23 protein-coding genes are annotated in these 24,119 nt (G+C 42.9%); 21 read left to right on the top strand and 2 right to left on the bottom strand.

Annotation, left to right across the window (positions count from 1 at the left end; genetic code table 11):
- The first annotated feature begins 238 nt into the window (after positions 1 to 238).
- The 4 genes from spo0A (at position 239) to AT864_RS01435 (ending at position 2,802) form a co-directional block, all read left to right on the top strand.
- Positions 239 to 1,018: a sporulation transcription factor Spo0A gene (gene spo0A / locus AT864_RS01445; protein ID WP_044744466.1), complete on the top strand. Its 780-nt coding sequence runs from the start codon at positions 239 to 241 to the stop codon at positions 1,016 to 1,018.
- Between the two features lie 368 nt (positions 1,019 to 1,386).
- Positions 1,387 to 1,827 carry an RrF2 family transcriptional regulator gene (locus AT864_RS01440; RefSeq protein WP_066145740.1) on the top strand — a complete coding sequence of 147 codons (441 nt, stop codon included), beginning with the start codon at positions 1,387 to 1,389 and terminating at the stop codon, positions 1,825 to 1,827.
- A 75-nt stretch (positions 1,828 to 1,902) separates the two neighbouring features.
- Positions 1,903 to 1,995 (top strand): FAD-dependent oxidoreductase, encoded by a 93-nt coding sequence (locus AT864_RS18605; protein WP_369815475.1) that lies wholly within the window; start codon positions 1,903 to 1,905, stop codon positions 1,993 to 1,995.
- 108 nt (positions 1,996 to 2,103) lie between these two features.
- On the top strand, positions 2,104 to 2,802 hold the full coding sequence (locus AT864_RS01435) for an NAD(P)/FAD-dependent oxidoreductase (protein WP_338078412.1): 699 nt from the start codon (positions 2,104 to 2,106) through the stop codon (positions 2,800 to 2,802).
- 288 nt (positions 2,803 to 3,090) lie between these two features.
- On the opposite strand, the gene AT864_RS17405 is transcribed toward AT864_RS01435, so the two are convergent.
- Positions 3,091 to 3,240: a YycC family protein gene (locus tag AT864_RS17405; protein ID WP_080862329.1), complete on the bottom strand. Its 150-nt coding sequence runs from the start codon at positions 3,238 to 3,240 to the stop codon at positions 3,091 to 3,093.
- 229 nt (positions 3,241 to 3,469) lie between these two features.
- On the opposite strand from AT864_RS17405, the gene AT864_RS01430 reads away from it, so the two are divergent.
- The gene (locus AT864_RS01430; protein WP_066145735.1) at positions 3,470 to 4,189 is read left to right on the top strand and encodes a glycerophosphodiester phosphodiesterase; all 720 of its coding nucleotides are present in this window, start codon (positions 3,470 to 3,472) and stop codon (positions 4,187 to 4,189) included.
- A 20-nt stretch (positions 4,190 to 4,209) separates the two neighbouring features.
- Here the strand turns inward: AT864_RS01430 and AT864_RS01425 are convergent, their stop codons facing one another.
- Positions 4,210 to 4,446 carry a DUF2627 domain-containing protein gene (locus AT864_RS01425; protein WP_044744462.1) on the bottom strand — a complete coding sequence of 79 codons (237 nt, stop codon included), beginning with the start codon at positions 4,444 to 4,446 and terminating at the stop codon, positions 4,210 to 4,212.
- Positions 4,447 to 4,581: 135 nt separating this feature from the next.
- Between AT864_RS01425 and AT864_RS01420 the strand changes: the two genes are divergently transcribed.
- From AT864_RS01420 to AT864_RS01350, 16 genes are all read left to right on the top strand, one after another.
- Positions 4,582 to 6,648, top strand: coding sequence for a sigma-54-dependent Fis family transcriptional regulator (locus AT864_RS01420; RefSeq protein WP_044744461.1), 2,067 nt, complete (start codon positions 4,582 to 4,584; stop codon positions 6,646 to 6,648).
- Between the two features lie 169 nt (positions 6,649 to 6,817).
- Positions 6,818 to 7,723 (top strand): phosphate butyryltransferase, encoded by a 906-nt coding sequence (gene yqiS / locus AT864_RS01415; RefSeq protein WP_044744683.1) that lies wholly within the window; start codon positions 6,818 to 6,820, stop codon positions 7,721 to 7,723.
- Positions 7,724 to 7,757: 34 nt separating this feature from the next.
- Complete coding sequence (gene bcd, locus AT864_RS01410) at positions 7,758 to 8,861, top strand: branched-chain amino acid dehydrogenase (protein WP_044744460.1); 1,104 nt, start codon at positions 7,758 to 7,760, stop codon at positions 8,859 to 8,861.
- 63 nt (positions 8,862 to 8,924) lie between these two features.
- Complete coding sequence (buk, locus tag AT864_RS01405) at positions 8,925 to 10,034, top strand: butyrate kinase (protein ID WP_044744459.1); 1,110 nt, start codon at positions 8,925 to 8,927, stop codon at positions 10,032 to 10,034.
- A 15-nt stretch (positions 10,035 to 10,049) separates the two neighbouring features.
- The gene (gene lpdA / locus AT864_RS01400) at positions 10,050 to 11,471 is read left to right on the top strand and encodes a dihydrolipoyl dehydrogenase (RefSeq protein WP_044744458.1); all 1,422 of its coding nucleotides are present in this window, start codon (positions 10,050 to 10,052) and stop codon (positions 11,469 to 11,471) included.
- 22 nt (positions 11,472 to 11,493) lie between these two features.
- Positions 11,494 to 12,489: a thiamine pyrophosphate-dependent dehydrogenase E1 component subunit alpha gene (locus AT864_RS01395; RefSeq protein ID WP_066145732.1), complete on the top strand. Its 996-nt coding sequence runs from the start codon at positions 11,494 to 11,496 to the stop codon at positions 12,487 to 12,489.
- Between the two features lie 13 nt (positions 12,490 to 12,502).
- The gene (locus tag AT864_RS01390) at positions 12,503 to 13,486 is read left to right on the top strand and encodes an alpha-ketoacid dehydrogenase subunit beta (RefSeq protein WP_044744456.1); all 984 of its coding nucleotides are present in this window, start codon (positions 12,503 to 12,505) and stop codon (positions 13,484 to 13,486) included.
- A 139-nt stretch (positions 13,487 to 13,625) separates the two neighbouring features.
- Positions 13,626 to 14,945 carry a dihydrolipoamide acetyltransferase family protein gene (locus tag AT864_RS01385; protein WP_066145729.1) on the top strand — a complete coding sequence of 440 codons (1,320 nt, stop codon included), beginning with the start codon at positions 13,626 to 13,628 and terminating at the stop codon, positions 14,943 to 14,945.
- A gap of 336 nt (positions 14,946 to 15,281) precedes the next feature.
- Complete coding sequence (locus AT864_RS01380) at positions 15,282 to 17,324, top strand: methylmalonyl-CoA mutase family protein (RefSeq protein WP_066145726.1); 2,043 nt, start codon at positions 15,282 to 15,284, stop codon at positions 17,322 to 17,324.
- A complete protein-coding gene (scpA, locus tag AT864_RS01375) occupies positions 17,317 to 19,512 on the top strand; it encodes a methylmalonyl-CoA mutase (protein ID WP_066145723.1) in 2,196 nt (731 codons plus the stop codon). The genes AT864_RS01380 and scpA overlap by 8 nt, the downstream gene beginning before the upstream one ends.
- Positions 19,509 to 20,633, top strand: coding sequence for a methylmalonyl Co-A mutase-associated GTPase MeaB (gene meaB, locus AT864_RS01370; protein ID WP_066145720.1), 1,125 nt, complete (start codon positions 19,509 to 19,511; stop codon positions 20,631 to 20,633). Before scpA ends, meaB begins: the two co-directional genes overlap by 4 nt.
- A gap of 170 nt (positions 20,634 to 20,803) precedes the next feature.
- On the top strand, positions 20,804 to 20,941 hold the full coding sequence (locus AT864_RS17820; RefSeq protein WP_156450476.1) for a hypothetical protein: 138 nt from the start codon (positions 20,804 to 20,806) through the stop codon (positions 20,939 to 20,941).
- Positions 20,942 to 21,255: 314 nt separating this feature from the next.
- On the top strand, positions 21,256 to 21,750 hold the full coding sequence (locus AT864_RS01365; RefSeq protein ID WP_066145717.1) for a helix-turn-helix domain-containing protein: 495 nt from the start codon (positions 21,256 to 21,258) through the stop codon (positions 21,748 to 21,750).
- A gap of 14 nt (positions 21,751 to 21,764) precedes the next feature.
- Positions 21,765 to 22,010: a hypothetical protein gene (locus tag AT864_RS01360; RefSeq protein WP_066145714.1), complete on the top strand. Its 246-nt coding sequence runs from the start codon at positions 21,765 to 21,767 to the stop codon at positions 22,008 to 22,010.
- Between the two features lie 738 nt (positions 22,011 to 22,748).
- The gene (locus AT864_RS01355) at positions 22,749 to 23,291 is read left to right on the top strand and encodes a hypothetical protein (RefSeq protein WP_066145711.1); all 543 of its coding nucleotides are present in this window, start codon (positions 22,749 to 22,751) and stop codon (positions 23,289 to 23,291) included.
- A 118-nt stretch (positions 23,292 to 23,409) separates the two neighbouring features.
- On the top strand, positions 23,410 to 23,847 hold the full coding sequence (locus AT864_RS01350; RefSeq protein WP_066146530.1) for a BrxA/BrxB family bacilliredoxin: 438 nt from the start codon (positions 23,410 to 23,412) through the stop codon (positions 23,845 to 23,847).
- Positions 23,848 to 24,119: the final 272 nt, after the last annotated feature.

Here is a 24,119-nt window from a genome sequence, read left to right as displayed (position 1 = left end):
CAAAAAAAAGTCAATATTTTTTTGTTGTTTGCATAGATATTTGTTGAACAATTCGTTAAAATAAAAATACGAAGATTTTTCGACAAAGAAATGAGGGGTTCTGCGTCGAAATGGAACGGTTATTGATGAATTTTAAAAAGATACTTATTTTTGAAAAAATAAAGGATTTTTGCTGACGCTGTCGAATGAATTTTAAGGAAGAAAAAATGATGAATTGGAAGCGGGGAGGAAGATTTTCTTGAAGATTAAAGTGTGTATTGCGGATGATAATCGCGAATTAGTAAGCTTATTAGAAGAATATATTTCCAATCAAGATGACATGGAGGTCGTTGGCGCAGCTTATAATGGCCAAGACTGCTTACATATGCTTGAAGAAAAGCAAGCGGATATATTGCTACTCGATATTATTATGCCTCATTTGGACGGATTGGCTGTTCTTGAGAAGATGCGCATGAAGCGGGAAAAACAGCCGAATGTCATTATGCTAACCGCTTTTGGTCAAGAGGATGTAACCAAAAAAGCCGTTGATTTAGGCGCTTCTTATTTTATTTTAAAGCCGTTTGATATGGAAAATTTAGTTCATCACATTCGTCAAGTGCATGGAAAAACGACTCCTCTTGTGAAAAAAGCGGTGTCCTCTTATCAAGTGCGTGAAAGCAAGCCAAAAAATCTAGATGCAAGCATTACGAGCATTATTCATGAAATCGGTGTACCGGCTCACATTAAAGGATACTTATATCTCCGTGAAGCGATTTCGATGGTATATAATGATATCGAATTGCTTGGTTCGATTACGAAAGTGCTTTATCCAGACATTGCAAAAAAATATAATACAACCGCCAGTCGCGTCGAGCGGGCGATTCGCCATGCGATTGAGGTCGCTTGGAGCCGCGGTAACATCGAGTCGATTTCCTCGCTGTTCGGCTACACCGTCAGCATGTCGAAAGCGAAACCAACCAACTCGGAATTTATTGCGATGGTGGCGGATAAGCTGAGACTGGAGCATAAGGCGAGTTAAAGGCAATAATATCAACGTTTGGGTGATTTCGAACATACATTTTAGTTACCGATAAATATCGGGACGAAGCCAATAAATGTTTGTGCGTATGTATACGAAAAAGAAACGCCTCTTATTTACCGGAAAAAGAACGGTAGTAAGGGGTGTTTTTATTTTGTCCGATTTTATTATCCAGTTAGACAATTTCGTATTGCATTGTGAAGCTAAACATTTATCGTGCCAAACCTTTGGACAAATGTTGTAGGAAACCGGTAAAAAGAAGGGACCACTGCCAGGAAACAAATTTGCTTATGAGGGTAAAGGGTTGACTTATCTGAAGGATTAAGGATATTATAGATTCACGAAGTCTTTAATTAGGAGGTGAGAAAGTGAAGTATTCCAAGGCAACTAATTATGCTCTCCATACCATTGTTTATTTAGCTTTGTTACCACCAGGAAAAACAATAGGTGTAAAGCCTTTAGCTGAAGCTCAAAAAGTGTCGCCTACGTACCTTTCTAAGGTTTTAACTAAATTAGTTAAATCTGGATTTATCGAGTCGGGCACGGGAGTTAACGGCGGATATCAATTAATTAAAGATGCCAAAGATATAACGTTTTTAGATATCATTCATGCGATTGAGGGAACGACCTCATTGTTTAATTGCGGTTTAGATCATACTATACATGATAGACAAAATTGCCTTATTGAGAAAGTAATGAATGAAGCTGAACAAAAAATGGAAGATTATCTAAGATCTCAAACGATTGAGCATATATTACAGAAAGTAGATAAGAATATTGTGAATCGTATCCGTTCTGTAGTAAATTAATTTTTTTTTTGATAATTATAGATTTTAAATATCTTTAATATCTCTAATAAATTTAAAACTAAATGAGGTGGGAAAATGATTTTAGATTGCGCAATAATAGGTGGTGGCCCTGCAGGATTGAGCGCCGCTCTTGTGTTAGGCAGAGCTGGAAGAAAAGTGATCCTTTGACAATGATCAACCGAGAAATGCCGTTACTCAGAAATCACATGGATTTATTACTAGAGACGGTGTTACTCCCAGAGAGTTCAGAAATTTGGCTCATCAAGATATCAGTAAATATCCATCTGTCCAAATAAAAAATGCAAAATTGTAGAAGTAAAAAGAGAGAAAGGTTCCATATTCAAACTAATAACCCATGAAGGTAAGCCATATTTAAGTAAAAAAATGATTATTGCAACGGGTCTTAAAGAAAGCCTCCCCAATGTGAATGGGATTAGGGATTATTATGGGAAGAGCATACTCAGTTGTCCTTATTGCGATGGTTGGGAATTAAGAGAACAATCTTTAGTGCTAATCTCTGAAAACAACAATGCTTTCCATATGGCAAAGATGGTTTATCAATGGAGTAAAGATTTAGTTGTTTGTACGAACGGCAATAAAATAATCTCAGAAACGGAAGAGCAAGTACTTAAAAGAAAGGGTATTATTAAGGAGAAGCCAATATTAAAGTTAAGTGGTTCAGATGGAAAATTAGAAAAGGTGGTTTTTGAGGACGGTACAGAAATTAATCGATCAGGTGGCTTTGTTACAACTGATCTCGAGCAACCTAATGACCTTGCTAAATCGCTAGGATGTGAAGTGAATAAAAATGGTCGAGTGATTGTTGACGTTTTAGGCAGGAGTAATGTAGAGGGGGTATATGCAGCGGGGGATGTATCTGTAGTCGGGCCTTCACAGTTAGTAATCGCTGCTGCTCAAGGAACGTGTGCTGCCATGGGGGTAAATAGTGATTTGACAATGGAAGAATTCGAATGAAATCTGCACTTTGAATAAATGGTTAATTCAATGATGAAACAATGATTTTGTGGTTCATAAGTGACAGCGAGGCATTGATCCAATTAGAATAGATAATAAATTTACTCTTGTTACAAAAGTGACGTAAACCGAATGCGATTATCGGCTTTCTCCTTTGTATCAGTTAATATCGCTTGTGAGAGCCTGGTTTTAAACGATTCAAACGGTGCTACCACTGAACGCTGATTGTAGAGACATGCAATCACATTTAGCGAGAGCTGTAGAAAAAGGCAGTCCTAAAAAATTAGGCTACCTTTCTTCTTTTTTGTCCGCTTTTTCGATTTCTATAAGCTTTTGGATTAAAACATGCTGGGGCATATGCATCACTTGCTCGATCGGGATGCCAAGCGCTTTTGCTAGCTTTTGTGCGGTTTCTAGCGAAATTTGATGTGGACGCATATTGAATCACCTCTCTGTTTATTTGGAAAAGAGCAGCATTTTCATTTATGCATGAAGAGCGTTGATTCGTTTAGTAAAAGGAGATGGCTAGCTAGAAAAAAGCTTTTCGCTTTTCCGCCGCTGCGGCACATGGAAAAGCCTGTTGCCGTTCAAAGAATGGATAATCAACCCTCTCGCTCTTGCATATAATTTTACTATGTTTTCGATTGCTTGGGAAAGGGGCAGGAGTATGACCAAAATTTTTGCTCATCGCGGATCAGCTGGCACGCACCCCGAAAATACGATGATTTCATTTTATGAAGCGGAACGCGTAGGAGCTGACGGGATTGAATTAGATGTGCAAATGACGAAAGATGGGAAGCTTGTGGTCATTCACGATGAAACGATTGATCGAACAACAGATGGAACGGGCTGGGTAAAGGACTTTACGTATCAAGAGCTTCAAGCGTTTAATGCGGTTTATAAATTTGCCAATCAGTACGGAATCTGCCGAATTCCGTTGCTTGAGGAAGTACTTGAATGGATTTCGCCAACTTCGTTATTATTGAATATTGAATTAAAAAACGGATTGATTGCTTATCATAAGCTGGAAGAAAAAGTGATCGAGATGATCAAATATTATCGATTAGAATCCCGTGTCATTTTATCTTCATTTAATCATAACAGCATGGCACGTTGTCATCAAATGGCGCCGGATATCGCAACTGCCCTGCTTTATATGGAGCCGCTCTATCAACCTTGGCAATATGCTCGGCTTCTTGGCGCGAGCGGCTTGCATCCTTATTACCGCACGCTGTCTCCATTATTTGTTCAGAAAGCCCATGCCAACCAGATTGCGGTAAGGCCGTTTACGATCAACCATGAACGGCTGATGAAACAAATGTTTGAACATCGAGTAGATGCTATTTTTACTGATTACCCACTGAAAGCAAAACAAGTCAAAAAATGACCTGAACAGTATCGTTCAGGTCATTTTTTTTGGAAACGGGGCTGCACTTTATTGCGTTTTCGATCACGATGAAGAATAAAACCGCCAACAAACCCTAAGCCAAGCGCAAATAAAACAAAACCGCCCAAAAATTGCAGCCAAAGAGCAGGAATGGGAGGATGTAGGATGCCAAATAAGGTATCGCGCATCCATTTAATTCCTAAAGCAGCTAAAAAGCCAGGGATCAATAAAATCACAAGGGCAATGATTCGTTGCATACGAGCAGAATCCTTTCCTATAGAAAATGGGTTCATGAAAAAATCATAACGATTTGATTATATTTGTCAAGAAATATTCATTAATGATATGATAAAATTGTCTGCAAAAAATTGCATAGTTTAAAGGTGAAGCAAATGAAAAAAGCATTGATTGTAGGAGCCAGCAAAGGTGGCACTGCTTTATTGAAAATATTTCAGGAAACAGCGATTGTTGAGATCGTAGCCGTTATTGATCGCGATGATAAGGCGCCTGGATTAGAATTGGCGAAAAGAATGAATATTCGTACAGGAAACGACTGGCGTCCGTTTTTAACTGACGACATTGATATTGTGGTGGAAGCAACTGGTGAAAAGGATGTGTTTGCGGAGATCAGTCAAAAACGAAAAAAAAATACACTTGTGATTCCTGGAGAGGTCGCCTATGTGATTGCCGAGCTTGTCGAAGAAAAAGAGGCGTTGATTTCGACTTTGAAAAGCGAAACAGCACGTCTTGATTTAATCCTTAACTCCACACATGATGGAATGATTGTAGTGGATGAATTTGCTTATATTACACACATGAATGACAGCGCTGCCGCTATGATCAAAGTCGATAAGCAGCAAGTGATTGGAAAGCATGTTTTAGAAGTGATTCCGACCAGCCAGCTGCCTCGCATATTAAAAACGAGAAAAACGGAAATTCATCAAGAACAAGAGCTTGAAAACGGCCGAAAAATCATCACGACACGCATTCCGATGATCGATGAATCAGGGAGATTGTTTGGCGCGCTGGCGGTTTTTAAAGATGTGACAGAAGTGATGAAACTTGCTGAAGAAGTAACTAATTTAAAGGACATCCGCATGATGCTGGAAGCGATTATTCATTCTTCTGAAGAAGCCATTTCAGTGGTGGATGAGCACGGAAAAGGCATTTTGATTAACCCTGCTTATACGCGCATTACCGGCCTATCTGAGGAGGAAGTGATCGGAAAACCAGCGACAGCTGATATTTCTGAAGGGGAAAGCATGCATATGCAAGTGTTGAAAACACGGCGTCCTGTTCGTGGAGTGCGCATGAAGGTAGGACCAAAAAGCCGTGATGTGATCGTGAATGTCGCTCCAATTATTGTCGATGGCATGTTAAAAGGAAGCGTCGGCATTATTCACGACGTCTCAGAAATTCAGCGTCTGACTAACGAATTAAATCGAGCACGGCAAATTATCCGCACGCTGGAAGCGAAGTATTCGTTTGATGATATCATCGGTACATCGGAAGAAATGATGGTGGCCATTGAACAAGCAAAATTAGCTGCGAAAACCCCTGTTACCATCTTGCTGCGCGGCGAATCAGGAACGGGAAAAGAGCTGTTTGCCCACGCCATTCATAATGCCAGCGATAGAAAATATAACAAATTTATCCGCGTGAATTGTGCGGCCATTTCTGAAACACTATTGGAGAGCGAACTATTCGGATATGAAGAAGGCGCTTTTTCCGGTGCGAAGCGTGGCGGGAAAAGAGGGTTGTTTGAAGAAGCGAATAATGGAAGCATTTTTCTTGATGAAATCGGCGAGCTTTCTGCTAATACTCAGGCCAAGCTACTTCGCGTTTTGCAAGAAAGAGAAATTGTCCGTGTTGGCGGCACAAAGCCCATTCCTATTAATGTGCGGGTGATTGCCGCGACAAACGTCAATCTGGAAAAGGCAATTGCTGAAGGAACATTTCGCGAAGATTTATACTATCGCCTCAGCCGTATGCCGATCCATATTCCGCCGCTTCGCGCAAGAAAGCAGGATATTGTTGCTTTATGCCGACATTTAATCCATAAGCTGAATCAGGATTATGGCAGAAATGTCGAGGGCTTGACGGAGGAAGCGATTCGCTATCTTTTATCCTATGATTGGCCGGGCAATGTTCGCGAGTTGGAAAATGTATTGGGCCGGGCCATGATTTTTATGAAATTCAATGAAGTGCTTATTGATGTTCACCATATTCCACCGCTGCAAATGCCGCAGAATAAGGCGTTAGCTGAAGAACCCACCTTTGCAAGCAGCATCGGTCCGCTTGATGAAATGCTTGAAAAATATGAGGCTCAATTAATTGAAGCAGCCTTGCTTGAACATCAAGGGAATAAAACGGCCACAGCCAAAGCGCTGGGAATTTCGATTCGCAGCTTATACTATAAGCTGGAAAAATACGACCTTGCAAAAAAATACACGCAATAAATTGCGCGGTGTGCAAAAAAATGCAAAAAGATAATAAAGCGTTTTCAACGATTTTTCGTCATTTTTCTCGCTTTTCTTTCATTCGTTTGTGTTTTTTTATTTGGCACAGTTTTTGCATATAATAAAAAGCGGACAAAATGATAAAGAAAAAAGGGGTTGGATGCATGAAATGAAGCTACAATCACTAGTTGACCAAGCAACCCAATATTCCGATATGACTGTTGCGGTTGCCGCAGCGGAAGACGAAGAGGTGATTGAAGCCGTTACGATGGCCTTAGATCATCAATTCGGAAAATTTGTTTTATATGGAGATCGCGAACGTATTTCGCAGCTGCTTAAGCAGAAGAACAAGGATTATGAGAAAGAGGGAAAAATCCAAATTGTTCACGCTCATTCCGTCGCTCAAGCAGCCGAGCTTGCTGTTAAGTCGGTTCGCTTGAATGAAGCGAATGTATTAATGAAAGGAAATATTCCGACAGCGACCATTTTAAAAGCCGTGTTAAATAAAGAATACGGATTGCGAACAGGAAGTGTATTATCCCACGTGGCCGTGTTTGAAGTGCCACATTATGATAGATATATCATCGTCACAGATGCAGCAATGAATATTGCACCTGATTTAGAGCAAAAGGCGCAAATCATTGCCAATGCCGTTTCTGTTGCGAAATCGATTGGGATTGAGAAGCCAAAGGTCGCTCCACTTGCGGCGGTTGAGGTCGTCAATCCAGCTATGTCGGCCACTATTGATGCAGCCGCGCTTTCGATGATGAATGACCGCGGTCAAATCAAAGGATGCATCGTTGACGGGCCGCTCGCGCTTGACAATGCAGTGTCTCCAGCTGCTGCTGAGCATAAGGGAATCGTCAGCGAGGTTGCAGGAAACGCTGATATTTTACTCGTTCCTGATATTGAAGCTGGAAACATCTTATATAAATCGCTTGTTTATTTTGCCAATGCGAAGGTAGGGGCTGTGATTGCAGGGGCGAAAGCGCCGATTGTCTTGACATCACGCGCCGATTCGGCTGAAAGCAAGCTGTATTCGTTAGCACTTGCGGTTTGCTCCGCATCTAAATAAATGATAAATGAAAGAAATAGGGGAGGAAAATCACATGGAAATTTTCAAATATATGGAAAATTATGACTATGAACAACTATTATTTTGCCAAGACAAAGAATCAGGATTAAAAGCGATTATTGCGATTCACGATACAACGCTTGGTCCAGCACTTGGCGGAACTCGCATGTGGATGTACGAATCAGAAGAGGCTGCGATTGAAGATGCGCTTCGTCTTGCTCGCGGTATGACATACAAAAACGCAGCTGCTGGCCTTAATCTGGGCGGTGGAAAAACGGTTATTATCGGCGACCCTCGCAAAGATAAAAACGAAGCCATGTTCCGTGCATTTGGCCGCTTCATTCAGGGGTTAAACGGCCGCTATATCACAGCGGAAGACGTTGGTACAACAGTGGCTGATATGGACATTATTTATGAAGAAACGGATTACGTAACAGGAATTTCGCCAGCGTTTGGTTCTTCAGGTAACCCATCTCCTGTTACCGCTTATGGCGTTTATCGCGGTATGAAAGCAGCAGCAAAAGAAGCTTTTGGAAGCGACTCTCTAGAAGGAAAAACCATTGCTGTTCAAGGTGTTGGTAACGTAGCTTACAACCTATGCCGCCATCTTCATGAAGAAGGTGCGAAATTAATCGTGACAGATATTAACAAAGAAGCGGTACAACGTGTTGTGGAAGAGTTTGGAGCAAAAGCCGTCGACCCTAACGAGATCTACGGCGTAGATTGCGACATTTTTGCACCTTGTGCACTTGGCGGTGTTATCAATGATCAAACGATTCCGCAATTAAAAGCAAAAGTGATTGCAGGAGCAGCTAACAACCAGCTTCGTGATGCAAAACACGGCGATATCATCCATGAAATGGGTATCGTTTATGCTCCTGACTACGTCATCAACGCAGGTGGCGTTATCAACGTGGCGGATGAGCTATACGGATACAACCGTGAACGCGCAATGAAGCGAGTAGAGCAAATTTACAACAATATTGAAAAAGTATTTGAAATCGCTAAACGTGACAACATTCCATCCTATAAAGCGGCAGACCGCTTGGCAGAAGAGAGAATTGAAACAATGCGTAAATCTCGCAGCCAATTTTTACAAAACGGCCATCACATTTTAAGCCGTCGTCGCGGTCGCTAAACAATAATCGGTGAAAGCGGGAATGGATATTCTCGCTTTCACTGTAAAAAGGAGGTTGACATCTTGCAAACGAAAGAATTTCGCATCTTAGTGATTAATCCAGGATCAACATCGACAAAGATCGGGGTATTCGATAACGAACGCTCGATTTTTGAAAAAACGATTCGCCACGACACAGATGTGATTCAATCATATAAATCCATTATTGATCAATATGAATTCCGCAAACAAACGATTTTAGAAACGCTGGATCAAGAGGGAATCAATATCTCGAAATTAAGCGCTGTTTGCGGTCGCGGTGGTTTGTTGCGTCCGATTGAAGGCGGAACGTATCGCGTAAATGAGCAGATGCTTGACGATTTGCGCAAGGGATATGCGGGACAGCATGCTTCGAACCTTGGCGGTATTTTAGCCCATGAAATTGCATCGGCCCTAAACATTCCTGCTTTTATCGTTGACCCTGTTGTTGTCGATGAGCTTGACCCTATCGCGAGAATTTCAGGGTTTTCATTAATCGAGAGAAGAAGTATTTTCCACGCTCTAAATCAAAAAGCCGTTGCTCGTCGTGTAGCGAAAGAGCTTGGCAAAAAATATGAAGAATTGAATTTCATTGTTGTTCATATGGGCGGCGGAATTACAGTTGGCGCTCATAAACAAGGGCGTGTCGTGGATGTGAATAACGGATTAGACGGGGAAGGACCATTCAGTCCGGAGCGTGCTGGTACGGTTCCAGCAGGAGATCTCGTATCTTTATGCTTCTCAGGAGAGTATTACCGTGAAGAAATTTTAAAAATGCTTGTTGGCCAAGGCGGTTTAGTCGGTTATCTTGGTACAAACGATGCGGTAAAAGTAGAAAAAATGATTGAAGCAGGAGATGAAAAGGCAAAGCTAGTATATAGTGCGATGGCTTACCAAGTGGCGAAAGAAATTGGGGCGGCCAGCGCGGTTTTAGCAGGAAAGGTAGACGCGATTATTTTAACTGGCGGTTTAGCATACGGAAAAGGCTTTGTAAAGGAAATCGCTGATCGTGTGAAATGGATTGCTGACGTCATTGTTCATCCGGGAGAAAATGAGCTTCAAGCGCTAGCTGAAGGAGCGCTTCGTGTTTTACGCGGTGAAGAGAAAGAGAAGGTGTATCCTGGAAATTTTTCTAAAGTTGAAGTTTTGCAATAGGAAGGAGAGAGACTCATGGCAAAAGAATATGATCTCGTCATATTAGGTGGCGGTACGGGCGGATATGTAGCAGCCATTCGCGCAGCGCAGCTCGGGCTCAAAACAGCTGTCGTCGAAAAAGGAAAACTTGGCGGCACTTGTCTGCATGCAGGGTGCATTCCAAGTAAAGCATTGCTTCGCAGCGCTGAAGTATATGCACAAACAAAAGAAAGTGAAACGTTTGGTGTACTTGCTAGCGATGTGAAATTAGATTTTGTTAAAGTGCAGGAGCGTAAGCGGAAAATCGTTGAACAGCTACATAAAGGCGTTCAAGGATTAATGAAAAAAGGAAAAATTGATGTATATGAAGGAACTGGCCGCATCTTAGGACCGTCGATTTTTTCGCCGATGCCAGGAACGATTTCAGTTGAAATGAACAATGGCGAAGAAAATGAGATGCTTGTTCCGAAAAATGTGATTATCGCCACTGGCTCTCGTCCGCGTACATTGCCAGGGCTTGATATTGATGGCGAGCTTGTGATTACATCTGATGAAGCGCTACAGCTTGAAGCTCTTCCAAAATCGATCATTATCGTTGGCGGCGGTGTGATCGGCATCGAGTGGGCTTCTATGCTCAATGATTTTGGCGTAGAAGTAACGGTGCTAGAGTATGCAGACCGCATTTTGCCAACGGAAGACCGCGATGTGTCCAAAGAAGTAGAAAAAGTATTAAAGCAACGCGGCATTCAAATCGTGACAGGTGCGAAAGTATTGCCAGAAACGCTTGAAAAAGGCAAGGATGTCACGATCAAAGCGGAGCATAAAGGCGAACAAAAAGCATTTACAGCGGAAAAAATGCTTGTATCAGTCGGACGTCAAGCTAATGTTGAAGGAATTGGCTTAGAAAATACCGATATCATTGTTGAAAAAGGGTTCATTCAAACGAACGAATTTTATCAAACAAAAGAGTCCCATATTTATGCGATTGGCGATGTGATCGGCGGCCTTCAGCTTGCTCACGTAGCGTCGCATGAAGGCATTGTCGCTGTTGAGCATATTGCTGGACAAGCTCCGTCACCAATTGATTACACAATGATTTCAAAATGTGTCTACAGCCGTCCAGAAGTAGCGAGCGTCGGCTTAACAGAAGACGAGGCAAAAGAAAAAGGCTTCAATGTGAAAGTCGGCAAATTCCCGTTCAAAGCGATCGGAAAGGCGCTTGTCTTTGGTGAAGCAGAAGGCTTTGTCAAAATTGTCGCTGATAAAAATACAAACGATTTGCTTGGCGTGCATATGGTTGGGCCTCACGTGACTGATATGATTTCAGAAGCGGGACTTGCACGTGTTCTCGATGCTACTCCTTGGGAAGTAGCTCATACGATCCATCCGCATCCAACCTTATCAGAAGCGATGGCTGAAGCAGCGTTAGCCGTTGACGGCAAAGCGATTCATTTCTAAGTCAATAAAGGAGGTTTTTTCGATGGCAGAAAATCGTCATCAAGCGCTAGGCTTAAGTGATGAAACGGTATTAGAAATGTATGAAACAATGCTATTGGCTCGTAAAATTGACGAGCGTATGTGGCTTTTAAACCGTGCTGGTAAAATTCCATTCGTAATCTCTTGTCAAGGCCAAGAAGCAGCTCAAGTTGGTGCAGCCTTTGCATTAGATCGCACAAAAGACTATGTATTGCCTTATTACCGCGATATGGGTGTCGTCTTAACGTTTGGAATGACGCCAACAGAATTGATGCTTTCTGCATTTGCAAAAGCAGAAGATCCAAACTCTGGCGGACGTCAAATGCCAGGACACTTTGGACAAAAGAAAAACCGCATTGTAACAGGCTCTTCGCCGGTTACAACACAAGTGCCTCACGCAGTAGGTATCGCATTAGCAGCGAAAATGGAAAAGAAAGACTTCATCTCCTTCGTTACATTTGGTGAAGGCTCTTCCAACCAAGGAGATTTCCATGAAGGTGCGAATTTTGCTGGGGTTCATAAGCTACCAGTTATTTTTATGTGCGAAAACAATAAATACGCGATCTCTGTTCCAGTCGAAAAGCAATTGGCGTGCGAAAAAGTATCAGATCGGGCGATCGGCTACGGCATGCCTGGATATACAGTAGATGGAAATGATCCGTTAGAAGTGTATAAAGCCGTGAAAGAAGCAGCTGACCGTGCACGTCGCGGCGAAGGTCCTACATTGATTGAAACGGTTTCTTATCGTTTAACAGCTCACTCTTCCGACGATGATGATCGCGCTTATCGTACACCAGAGGAGTTAGCGGAAGCAAAAGCGAAGGATCCGATTCTTTCATTCGCTGGCTACTTGAAAGAAGTACGCGTATTAACAGAAGAGTTAGAAAAAGAAATTCTTGATCGCGTCATGAAACAAGTCAATGAAGCGACTGATTATGCAGAAAAAGCACCGTATGCTGAAGCGGAGCATGCATTAAAGTACGTATATGCTGAGAAGTAAGGGGGAATGAAGAATGCCAGTAATTTCATACATTGATGCGGTGACGATGGCGATTCGCGAAGAAATGGAACGCGATCCGCGCGTATTCGTATTAGGTGAAGACGTAGGTAAAAAAGGTGGGGTATTCAAAGCAACCATCGGATTATACGATCAGTTCGGTGAAGAACGTGTCATTGACACGCCTCTAGCAGAATCTGCGATTGCCGGTGTTGCGATCGGTGCAGCAATGTACGGAATGCGTCCAATTGCCGAAATGCAATTTGCTGATTTTATTATGCCGGCTGTGAACCAAATCATTTCTGAAGCTGCGCGTATCCGTTATCGTTCCAACAATGATTGGAACTGCCCGGTAGTGATCCGTGCTCCTTATGGCGGCGGCGTTCACGGAGCGCTTTACCATTCTCAATCTGTTGAAGCGGTATTCGCGAACCAGCCAGGTTTAAAAATCGTCATGCCATCCACTCCATATGATGTGAAAGGATTGTTAAAAGCTGCGATTCGCGACGAAGATCCAGTACTATTCTTCGAGCACAAACGCGCTTATCGTCTCATTAAAGGCGAAGTACCTGAAGATGACTATGTATTGCCAATCGGCAAGGCAGACGTTAAACGAGAGGGCGACGATATTACGATCATCACTTACGGCTTATGTGTACATTTTGCACTTCAAGCAGCAGAGCGTGTCGCTCAAGATGGCATTTCTGTTCATGTATTGGATTTGCGTACAGTTTATCCGCTTGATAAAGAAGCGATCATTGAAGCAGCAAGCAAAACGGGCAAAGTTCTTCTTGTAACGGAAGACAATAAAGAAGGAAGCATTATGAGCGAGGTTGCGGCAATTATTGCAGAACATTGCTTATTCGACTTAGACGCGCCAATCATGCGTCTTGCTGGTCCGGATGTACCGGCAATGCCGTATGCGCCAACGATGGAAAAATTCTTCATGGTGAACCCAGATAAAGTGGAAAAAGCGATTCGCGAATTAGCGGCATTCTAATGCCAAAAACGAACATGAGTATGGAATGCTAAAAAAAAGAGGGAAAAATAAGAGAAAGTGACAATGGCAAGCAATCGCTTGCCTTGTCATGCGAAATCATCATAAAAGCAGCCTTTAATCAAGATAGGAGGTCATCGAAGTGGCAATCGAAAAAATCACAATGCCTCAGCTCGGAGAAAGTGTCACAGAGGGTACGATCAGCAAATGGCTCGTATCTGTTGGCGATAAAGTAAATAAATACGATCCGATTGCAGAAGTTATGACAGACAAAGTAAATGCGGAAGTTCCTTCCTCTTTCACTGGCGTTATTAAAGAATTAATTGCGTCAGAGGGAGAAACACTGCCAGTTGGCGCTGTTATTTGTACAATTGAAGTCGAAGGAGAAGGAAGTGCCCCTGAGGCTCCTGCTGCAGAAGCAACACAAGCAGAAGCTCCAAAAACTGAAGCACCAGCATCACAAGCAGCGGCTCCTGCTCAAGCACCGAAAAAACCAGCAGGAGAAAGAGGACGCTACTCGCCTGCTGTTTTACGCCTCGCTCAAGAGCATAATATTGACCTTGAGCAAGTACAAGGCACAGGTGCAGGCGGACGCATTACGCGCAAAGACTTGTTAAAATTAATTGAGTCTGGGAATATTCCGACTCCAGGACAAAAACCAGCAGCTCAAGCGGCAGCACAACCAGTTCAAGAAGCACCGCAAGCAGAACCAGCAGCAGCTCCAAAACAACAAGCTGCGCCTTCTGTTCCTGTACAAGCAGGTGATGTAGAAATTCCAGTTACCCCTGTCCGCAAGGCGATTGCTGCTAACATGCTTCGCAGCAAACATGAAGCGCCTCACGCGTGGACGATGGTGGAAGTGGATGTTACGAACCTAGTTGCTTACCGCGACTCCATGAAAAACGAGTTCAAAAAACGCGAAGGGTTCAATTTAACCTATTTTGCGTTCTTCGTAAAGGCGGTCGCTCAAGCGCTGAAAGAATTCCCGCAAATTAATTCGATGTGGGCGGGCGACAAAATCGTCCAGAAGAAAGAGATCAACATTTCGATCGCTGTTGCAACGGACGATGCTCTATTTGTCCCTGTCATTAAAAATGCTGATGAAAAAACCATCAAAGGCATTGCTCGGGAAATTTCTGAATTAGCTGCAAAAGTGCGGGCAGGCAAACTTCGTCCAGAAGATATGCAAGGCGGCACATTCACAGTCAATAACACAGGCTCATTCGGTTCTGTACAATCGATGGGAATTATCAACTATCCACAAGCGGCAATTTTACAAGTAGAAGCGATTGTGAAACGCCCAGTTGTGATGAATAACGGCATGATCGCGGTTCGCGACATGGTGAACCTCTGCTTGTCGCTTGACCATCGCGTTCTTGACGGTTTGATCTGCGGCCGCTTCTTAGCGCGCGTGAAAGAAATTTTAGAAAACACATCTAAAGAAAATACACCGATCTATTAAGAAAAACACCTACCGCTGCATTTCGGCGGTAGGTGTTTGCATTTAAAATCAAGCAGATTCAACTTTACTATGAGTGGATGGAAGAAAAATTGGAAAATAAGTGACTTTTTTGTAGCAACACAACATAAAAGCAAAACCTTAGGATAGAGCCATCTATCTTCAAGAGAACGATAGGAAAAAAGAAATCGCGCCTGTCTGGGAAGATAGCCGTTTTGTTCATTGCCCGCAAGGCTTATATATACTAAAATAAATATGTAACGAATGTTTAAAAAAATTCAAAAGTAAGCGTTTTCTGAAGAGAGGAAGCAAGCAGATAACAAAGGGGAGGGATTATAGATGACAGAGATTTCAACGATGAAAAATGGCTTGTTTCCTATTCCGAGTTATGAGGAATGGAAGCAAGAAGTCGAGAAATCATTAAAAGGGAAGCCAATTGAAAAGCTATATTCTACCACTTATGAAAATGTGCGCATTCAACCGATCTATACACGTCAAGATATTGAATCGTTAGAGCATCTTGAGCAGCTTCCGGGTTTTGCTGATTATGTACGCGGGACGGAAGTCAATGGGTATCTTCAACAACCATGGTTTATCAGTCAGGAGCTTTCTGCAGCGAGTGCAAAAGAATGGAATGAAATGGTCAAACATGACATCGCGAGAGGGCAAACAGCCATCCATCTTGTGCTCGACAGGCTCGGTTTTTTAGTAACGACGCTTGAAGATGTAGAAACAATGTTTTCTGGCATTGATTTACGGCATTATCCGATTCGAGTGGATGCAGGGGCCTGCTCATTGCCGTTTTTAGCGTTGTTCGCTACCTATTTGCAAAAACAACAAGTACCTCTTGAGGCATTGCATGGCGAGATTGGCATGGATCCGCTGGGGGGGCTTGTCCAAAAAGGACAGCTTCCTGTTTTGCTCGAAGATTCATATGATATGATGGCCGATGTGACAAAATGGGCGATGGAGCATATGCCAAATATACGAACCGTGATAGTTCATGGCGAGTCTTATCATAATGGCGGTGCCAATGCGGTGCAGGAGCTAGCCTTTGCATTTGCGGCGGCGGCAGAATATATCAGCGAGTGCCTCGACCGTGGCTTGGAGATTGATGACATCGCGCAGCGCATCAGCTTTTCTTTTGCGATCGGTTCCAATTTCTTTATGGAAATTGCGAAGCTGCGCGCCGCTCGGGTGGTTTGGTCCAATATTGTTCAAGCGTTTGGCGGCAGTGAAGATGCCCAAAAGCTCACGATGCATGCTCGCACATCTTATTTTACGAAAACAATATATGATCCATATGTTAATATGCTTCGGGCGACTTCAGAAGCGTTTGCGGCTGTTGTGGGCGGAATGAATAGCCTTCATGTCTCTCCTTTTGATGAAGCGATTCAGCCAGCCGATGAATTTTCACGAAGAATTGCCCGCAATACACAGCTGATTTTACTAGAGGAAGCTCATATTGGCCGAGTCATTGATCCGGCTGGAGGTTCTTATTATGTCGAAACGTTGACGGCGCAAGTGGCCCGAGAGACGTGGAAGCTATTTCAACAAATTGAAGCAAAAGGCGGCATGACGAAAGCTCTTGAGGAAGGCTTTGTGCAATCGGAGGTAAATCAAGTAGCCGCGCAGCGCGATCGAAATGTCAAAACGTGCAAGGAAAAAATCGTTGGCACGAACGTCTATGCGAATTTAGCAGAGCCAACCGCACAGCTTCATCGAAAACACGCCTGCATATCCGCCGAGCAATCGCTCGATAAAGAACGAATCGATCAATTGAAAAAGGAATTTACAGCAAAGCAATGGGTAAAAACTGCTTTATCTGCGGTTTCTCAACGAGCGACCGTTCAGGAAATAGAGAAGGCGCTAAAAAGCAGTGGTTTGTCGTTTTGCATCCAGCCGATTCCGCAATGGCGTTTGGCCGAGCCGTTTGAACAATTGAGAAAAGCGGCAGAGGCGCATCTTGCGACTTCTGGAAAGCGTCCAACCGTTCGTTTAATCAATCTTGGCCCGATTCCAAATCATAAAGCACGCGCTGATTTTATCACAGGCTTTTTTGAGGCGGGGGGCTTTGAAGTGGTAAAAAACGATGGCTATATGTCGGTCCAAGAAGCTGTACAGGAAGCGCTTCGTCTGAATGGATCTCATTACATTATTTGCGGCACTGATGAAAGCTATATAGAGACTGTGCCTTTGATTGCAACAGAGCTAAAGAAAGCGCAGTCTCATATTAAATTATATGTAGCCGGAAAGCAAAATCCTGATAGAGAAGCGATGTTTACACAGGCTGGAATTGATGGATTCATTCATATAGGATCGAATTGTTACGAAACGCTTGTTACGGTGATGAAGGAAATGGGGGTGGCTCTCGATGAGTAGAAAAGTCGATTTTACAAATATTCCTTTGCATCTATCAAACCAATCGGCCAACGAACAGCAATGGAAGCAGGCTATTGAACAAAAATTAAAAGCGTCAATGGAGGATCTGTTATTTCAGACGAATGAACAAATCGCAGTGAAACCGCTGTATACGAAGCAGGATATTGAAGAGCTGGATTTTCTGGATTACATGCCGGGCATTCCTCCTTATTTAAGAGGGCCTTATCCATCGATGTACGTCAATCGTCCATGGACGATTCGCCAATACGCAGGATTTTCCACAGCGGAAGAGAGTAATGCTTTTTACCGCCGTAATCTAGCCATGGGGCAAAAGGGCCTTTCCGTCGCGTTTGATCTTGCCACCCACCGCGGCTATGACTCAGATCATCCGCGCGTGGTCGGCGATGTTGGAAAAGCAGGCGTAGCGATCGATTCCATTTTAGATATGAAAATTTTATTTGACGGCATTCCGCTTGACCAAATGTCTGTGTCGATGACCATGAATGGAGCCGTTTTGCCGATTATGGCCTTTTATATTGTCACAGCAGAGGAGCAGGGAGTGACGCAGGACAAGCTTTCTGGAACGATTCAAAATGATATTTTGAAGGAATATATGGTGCGCAACACGTATATCTATCCTCCGGAAATGTCCATGCGCATTATTGCGGATATTTTCGAATATACGTCGAAATATATGCCTAAATTTAACAGTATTAGTATTTCAGGATATCATATGCAAGAAGCAGGAGCACCAGCCGACATTGAATTAGCTTATACGCTTGCGGATGGTTTAGAGTATGTGAGAACAGGTTTGAAAGCAGGAATTGATATTGATTCGTTTGCGCCGCGTTTGTCGTTCTTCTGGGCAATCGGCATGAATTATTTTATGGAAGTCGCCAAAATGAGAGCGGCGCGCATTATTTGGGCGAAAATGATGAAAACCTTTAACCCGAAAAATCCGAAGTCACTGGCGCTGCGCACGCATTCGCAAACATCAGGCTGGAGCTTGACCGAACAGGATCCATTCAACAATGTTGTGCGCACATGTATTGAAGCGCATGCAGCGGCTCTTGGGCATACTCAATCGCTGCATACGAACGCGTTGGATGAAGCGATTGCTTTGCCAACGGATTTTTCAGCGCGAATTGCCCGCAATACACAGCTTTATTTGCAGGATGAAACGGGAATTTGCAATGTGATTGATCCTTGGGCCGGCTCTTATTATGTGGAAGCGTTAACGAACGAGCTGATGACTCGCGCATGGAAACACATTGAAGAAATCGAAAGCCTTGGCGGAATGGCGAAAGCGATTGACACCGGCCTTCCGAAAATGAGAATTGAAGAAGCAGCCGCAAGACGGCAAGCGAAAATTGATTCAGGAGCGGAAACGATCATCGGAGTGAATAAGTACCGCCCTGATAAAGAAGTGCCAATTGACATTTTAGAGGTCGATAATACAGCGGTGCGTCTGCGACAGATTGAAAGACTGCAGCAGCTGCGTGCTTCCCGCGATGAAGAGCGAGTTCAACAAGCGCTGGAAGCTATTACAAAGGCGGCGGAAACAGGAGAAGGGAATTTACTGGAATTGTCAGTAGAGGCCGCTCGCGTTCGGGCGACATTAGGTGAAATTTCTTATGCGATTGAAAAAGTAGCGAAGCGCCATAAGGCGGTCATCCGATCAATCAGCGGTGTTTACAGTTCAGAATTTACAAATGAGGAAGAAATCGAGCGAGTGAAAAAGCTGACGGATGAGTTTTATGAGCTTGAAGGACGCAGACCGCGCATCATGATTGCGAAAATGGGCCAAGATGGACACGATCGCGGAGCGAAAGTAATTGCCACTGCATTTGCTGATTTAGGATTTGATGTGGATATCGGCCCGCTTTTCCAAACACCAGAGGAAACGGCGCGTCAAGCGGTGGAAAATGATGTTCACGTCATTGGCATGAGCTCGCTTGCTGCGGGACATAAAACCTTGCTACCGCAACTGGTGGAGGAGCTGCGCAAACTAGGTCGTGAAGATATTATTGTTGTGGCCGGAGGAGTGATTCCGCCACAGGATTATGAATTTTTATACGAGCATGGAGCGGCGGCTATCTTTGGCCCAGGAACAGTGATTCCGACTGCGGCTGAAAAGGTATTGCATGAAATTTATAAGCGGATCGGGTATGAGGAAGTGAGCCAATGAGTGAAGAACGGACCTACCGTCCAGAATGGGCGCCAAAAGAACAGACGGCTGATTTTGCGACTGCCTATGTGAAGGGAAAGGAAGACACCACTCTGAGATCGCAGGAAACGAAAAAATGGGTGAAACGCAAAGAGCGCTCAGTAAGCGAATATGTGGAGGGGGTATTAAACAACGATCGCACCATTTTGGCACAGGCCATCACATTAGTAGAAAGCAATGCAGCTAAACATATGGAGAGGGCCCAGCAAATTTTGCACGAGCTTTTGCCGCATGTCGGGAGATCGATTCGAATCGGCATCACAGGTGTGCCAGGCGCCGGAAAAAGCACTTTTATTGAAGCGTTTGGACAATTTTTGTGTGAACAAGGGCATCGGGTTGCCGTTTTAGCGGTTGACCCGAGCAGCTCTATTACCGGCGGCAGCATCCTCGGCGATAAAACGCGGATGGAAAATCTCGCGCGCGATCCGCGTGCCTTTATCCGTCCGTCGCCATCCGGAGGGACGCTTGGCGGCGTTCATCGAAAAACGCGGGAAACGATGCTTTTATGCGAAGCAGCGGGATACGATATTATTTTAATTGAGACGGTCGGAGTCGGGCAAAGCGAATTTGTCGTACGCAGCATGGTCGATTTCTTTATGATGATCGCTCTTACTGGTGCTGGCGATGAATTGCAGGGAATGAAAAAAGGAATTATGGAGCTTGTGGATGCGGTTGTGATTAATAAGGCGGATGGCGATAATAAACCAAAAGCGGAAGCGGCTCGAGAAGAATATAATCAGTTTTTGCACTATTTGCGTCCGGCCACACCAGGATGGGAAACGAAGGCCTACACGTGTTCAGCATTGTTGGGAGAAGGGATCGAAAAAGTTTGGAACGTTGTGGAAGCATTTATTTCCGTCACCAAGCAGTCAGGCGCATTTGATGCGCGGCGGCGCCACCAATTGAAGGACTGGATTTACTCCATGATTAAAGATTATTTAGAATCAAGCTTTTTCTCGCATCCGCAAATTAAAGCAGAGCTGCCGATGATTGAAAATCATGTCATTGCCGGTACGCTCTCTGTCACGAAGGCCGTACAACAATTATTGCAGATTTACGAAACCAAAAAAGGGTCTGAGTAAATAGATCAAAAAGCCTTAGATTAAATTCTACGGAATGTGATATTTGATCCCCTTTGAGTAACCGGTGATGAACCTCTCCCACCTCTTAACGGGATGGAGGTGGGGGGCTTCTTGGTAAAAGCCCACATTTCAGATATGGCCTGTCACACGATACTTGAAGGGGATTTTTTATGGCGAAAAAAACCAACATTTCAATTGTATACAGAGGAGTTCAAGCTACAAGCTGTTCCGTTCGTTTGTACGAAAAAGGAGAAATAAGTGATCAAGCTGTTGCCGCGCCATTATGGATTCCTAGTTCTCTCAAGTGAAAACGTAGGCAAGAAAAGATCAAAACGGTGAACTTCTTTCGAATCAATGCGGGACACATATGATTGTTCGTTCACGTACGACGGAAGCTCGTTTTGAGGAGACTTAGATGATGAAGCGGTCTGGAAAAGGGCAAGGATATTTATTATTACAATATGTAACAAAAACAACTAACGGTAGATTGAAAATCAACTTATAGATGATAAAATTCAACGATTTCTCTATTCAATCGATACCTATTAAATGCAATAATATGTATAAAGTTCAGTATAATTAACATTTATTTCAACTTCATAACAAAAGGTAGGTATCGAAAATGGCTAATACATTAGGTTCAAGGATTGGAGAATTCAGAAAGAAAAAGGGAATGACACAGGACCAACTTGCAGAATACATCGGAGTCTCTTCTCAAGCAGTAAGCAAATGGGAAAATGACTTGTCATGCCCAGATATTACTTTACTTCCTCAACTCGCGGATTATTTTCGTGTCACAGTAGATGAACTTCTAAGGGGTGAAAAATCTAAAGTTGTTCAAGTCGTTTCAGCAGAAGAACGCAAAGATTTCAACAAAATGCTTTTAAAGGTATTTGTTCATAGTGAACAGGGGGATATTGTAAAAGTGAATGTACCACTTGGATTGATAAAAGCTGCTTTGGAAATCGGAATGCAATTACCACAGATTTCATGCCATGATGCTTTGAAAAACATTGATTTACAAGCGATATTACTAATGGCGGAAAGCGGAGTGATAGGTAAGATAGTGGAGGTTAAGAGTGCTAATGGCGATAACGTTGAAGTTGTAATTGAGTGATTCGGAGGTCTGTTATGAAGATTAGAATTGAGGCAAACGGACATCGTCTTATCCTTCCTTTACCCATGAAGGTGGTGTTAAATGATGTGACCATCCGAATCATAGCGAGTTGTATTAAAAAGTATTCGAATGTTCCCATCAAAGAAGAATATTTAAAAGTCTTAAGAAAAGAGTTGATCAATGCGAAAATGTCATTCAGAAAACTTGTTCTTCTTGATGTATCAAGCAGTGATGGTTTTAAGATTAAAATTACACTATGAACCTCTCCCACCTTTCCTTCGTGTAGAGGTGGGAGACTTCTCGGTGCATGGTGTTAAATAAATGTTCTAACGTAAAACAGCATGAGACATTGATAAGCGAAAACCTTGACGGCAATGCTTTTGTATATCAAAGCGATTGCCGTTATTTTTATTTATCATTTGTTCTGCAGAGCATTGGCCAGCGCTAAACGGTCGGCTTCCTTAAGCCATAGAACATTCTTTTTTGTACTTGGCAGAAGGCGAGGATTTTTATTTTTATTCATTCTTACGTTTTTCATATAGTTCTTTTCATTCTTTCTGTTAGTGAACTACTCACCACTTAGCTAAAGCTTGAAGTGGGAGCTTCTCAGTTCCACGACGAAAGCCGCCTTTCGTCTCCCTGAGCGTGACTTCGGGTCGTTCCAACCCTAGATGTCCGACAATTCGGAGTTCTTTTGTACCTTGGATATTTTACGCATGGAAGGATCCGCTTGGTTTTCGCATTTTATTTTCTCCATGCAACCTCCTATATCCAGTTATGAAAGAACGACATAGGTTTATTTTACCACAGGGTCAGACAATTGAACAGGCAAAAGCCTGTCCTTGTCCGAAGTCGATTCATCTCCCACTTTCATCAAGCTTCGCAAGATTTAGAAGTGGGAGACTTCTCGACTGAAGAATGTTAAATGATCACATAAAAAAAGGAAGATTGTTGAACAATAGTAACAGCTAACGAAGTGTGTATGATGAGGTGATGAAATGAGAGGATGGTCTAAGCTATTCATCTGTATAGGCTTGCTGTTTATGTTTCATTTCCCTGCTGAGGCTTATTCTGATAGCATTCCAAAGCAAGCAGTCCATATCAAACGTGCCGAAACGTTGAAGGGGTTAGTAAATCGTTCAACGTTCATTGCGTATGGCTGGTTTGATACTTCACATCAGAAACGATCACTAGACAAATCAGTGCAAAGTGGACGGCTTGTCAATTTTGTCCAACGATTTCATGTAGACCAATATATAAAGGGGACGAATGGTAAAATCATCAACGTGTTATCCACCGGAGTTGAGCCACTTCCTGCCCCTTTAAATCCAATTAACAAAGTTTACCCAGGGCCTATGGCGGAAGGGCGGTATGTTTGTTTTTTAAAACCTGTTGAAGGAACAGAATTTTATACCATTGTCGGGGGATGGCAAGGAGTTTATCCTGTTTATGAAGGAAAAATCATTTCGTTGGAAGACGGTTTTTCAGAGTTGAACCAGTTAACCCTCAGACAATTGGAAACAAAAATCAAATCGTACTAAATTCAATGACATTTGAAGGCAGGCCTGTTTGCAATTAAAAAAATGCACGATGTCATATAAATTGAAACATCGCTCCTCTTATTGGTATGATAAAAAAAAGAAAGAAGGAGCGAGTGATATGGAATTTAACTTTCAGTTTTTTATGAATGACATTGTCCAACAAGCACGTAAAGAAATAGTGGAAGCAGGATATGAAGAGTTGCGCACGCCACAGGAGGTAGATGAAGCATTTAGCCGGAAGGGAACAACGCTTGTCATGGTGAACTCTGTGTGCGGCTGCGCAGGAGGAATTGCTCGTCCAGCCGCGGCGCATGCTGTTCACTATGATAAGCGCCCAGATCATCTCGTGACTGTGTTTGCTGGTCAAGATAAGGAAGCGACGGCGAGAGCGCGTGAATATTTTGTTGGCTATCCGCCATCTTCTCCATCATTTGCTTTATTAAAGGATGGGAAGATTTGCACAATGATTGAACGCCATGAAATTGAAGGACATGAACCAATTGCCGTTGTTCAGAAGCTGCAAGCGGCCTTTGAACAGCATTGTGATGAAGTATAAAGAAGCTTATAACCAGATCTGCTCGTTTAAGACGGGCAGATCTTTTTTTGACAGTTGAATATTTTTAAAATATAAAAATAATTTTATATTTATGAAAACGGATTGCATATTTATGAAAACGATGTTATGATACAAATTGTTTTAATAACTTAAGAAAGACTAGTCTTATTACAAAAAATCATGAACTGCAGTTGAAAATGGAAGACGTCTGTCATTAGACAATTTCTAAATATGGTTGTTATAAAAGTATATAAATATAATACCTTTTGAAT

This window comes from Anoxybacillus sp. P3H1B (assembly GCF_001560855.1).
Classification (GTDB): Bacteria; Bacillota; Bacilli; order Bacillales; family Anoxybacillaceae; genus Anoxybacteroides; species Anoxybacteroides rupiense.
The sequence above is the reverse complement of the archived record's forward strand: the minus strand, read 5'-3'. Positions and strand labels throughout refer to the sequence as shown.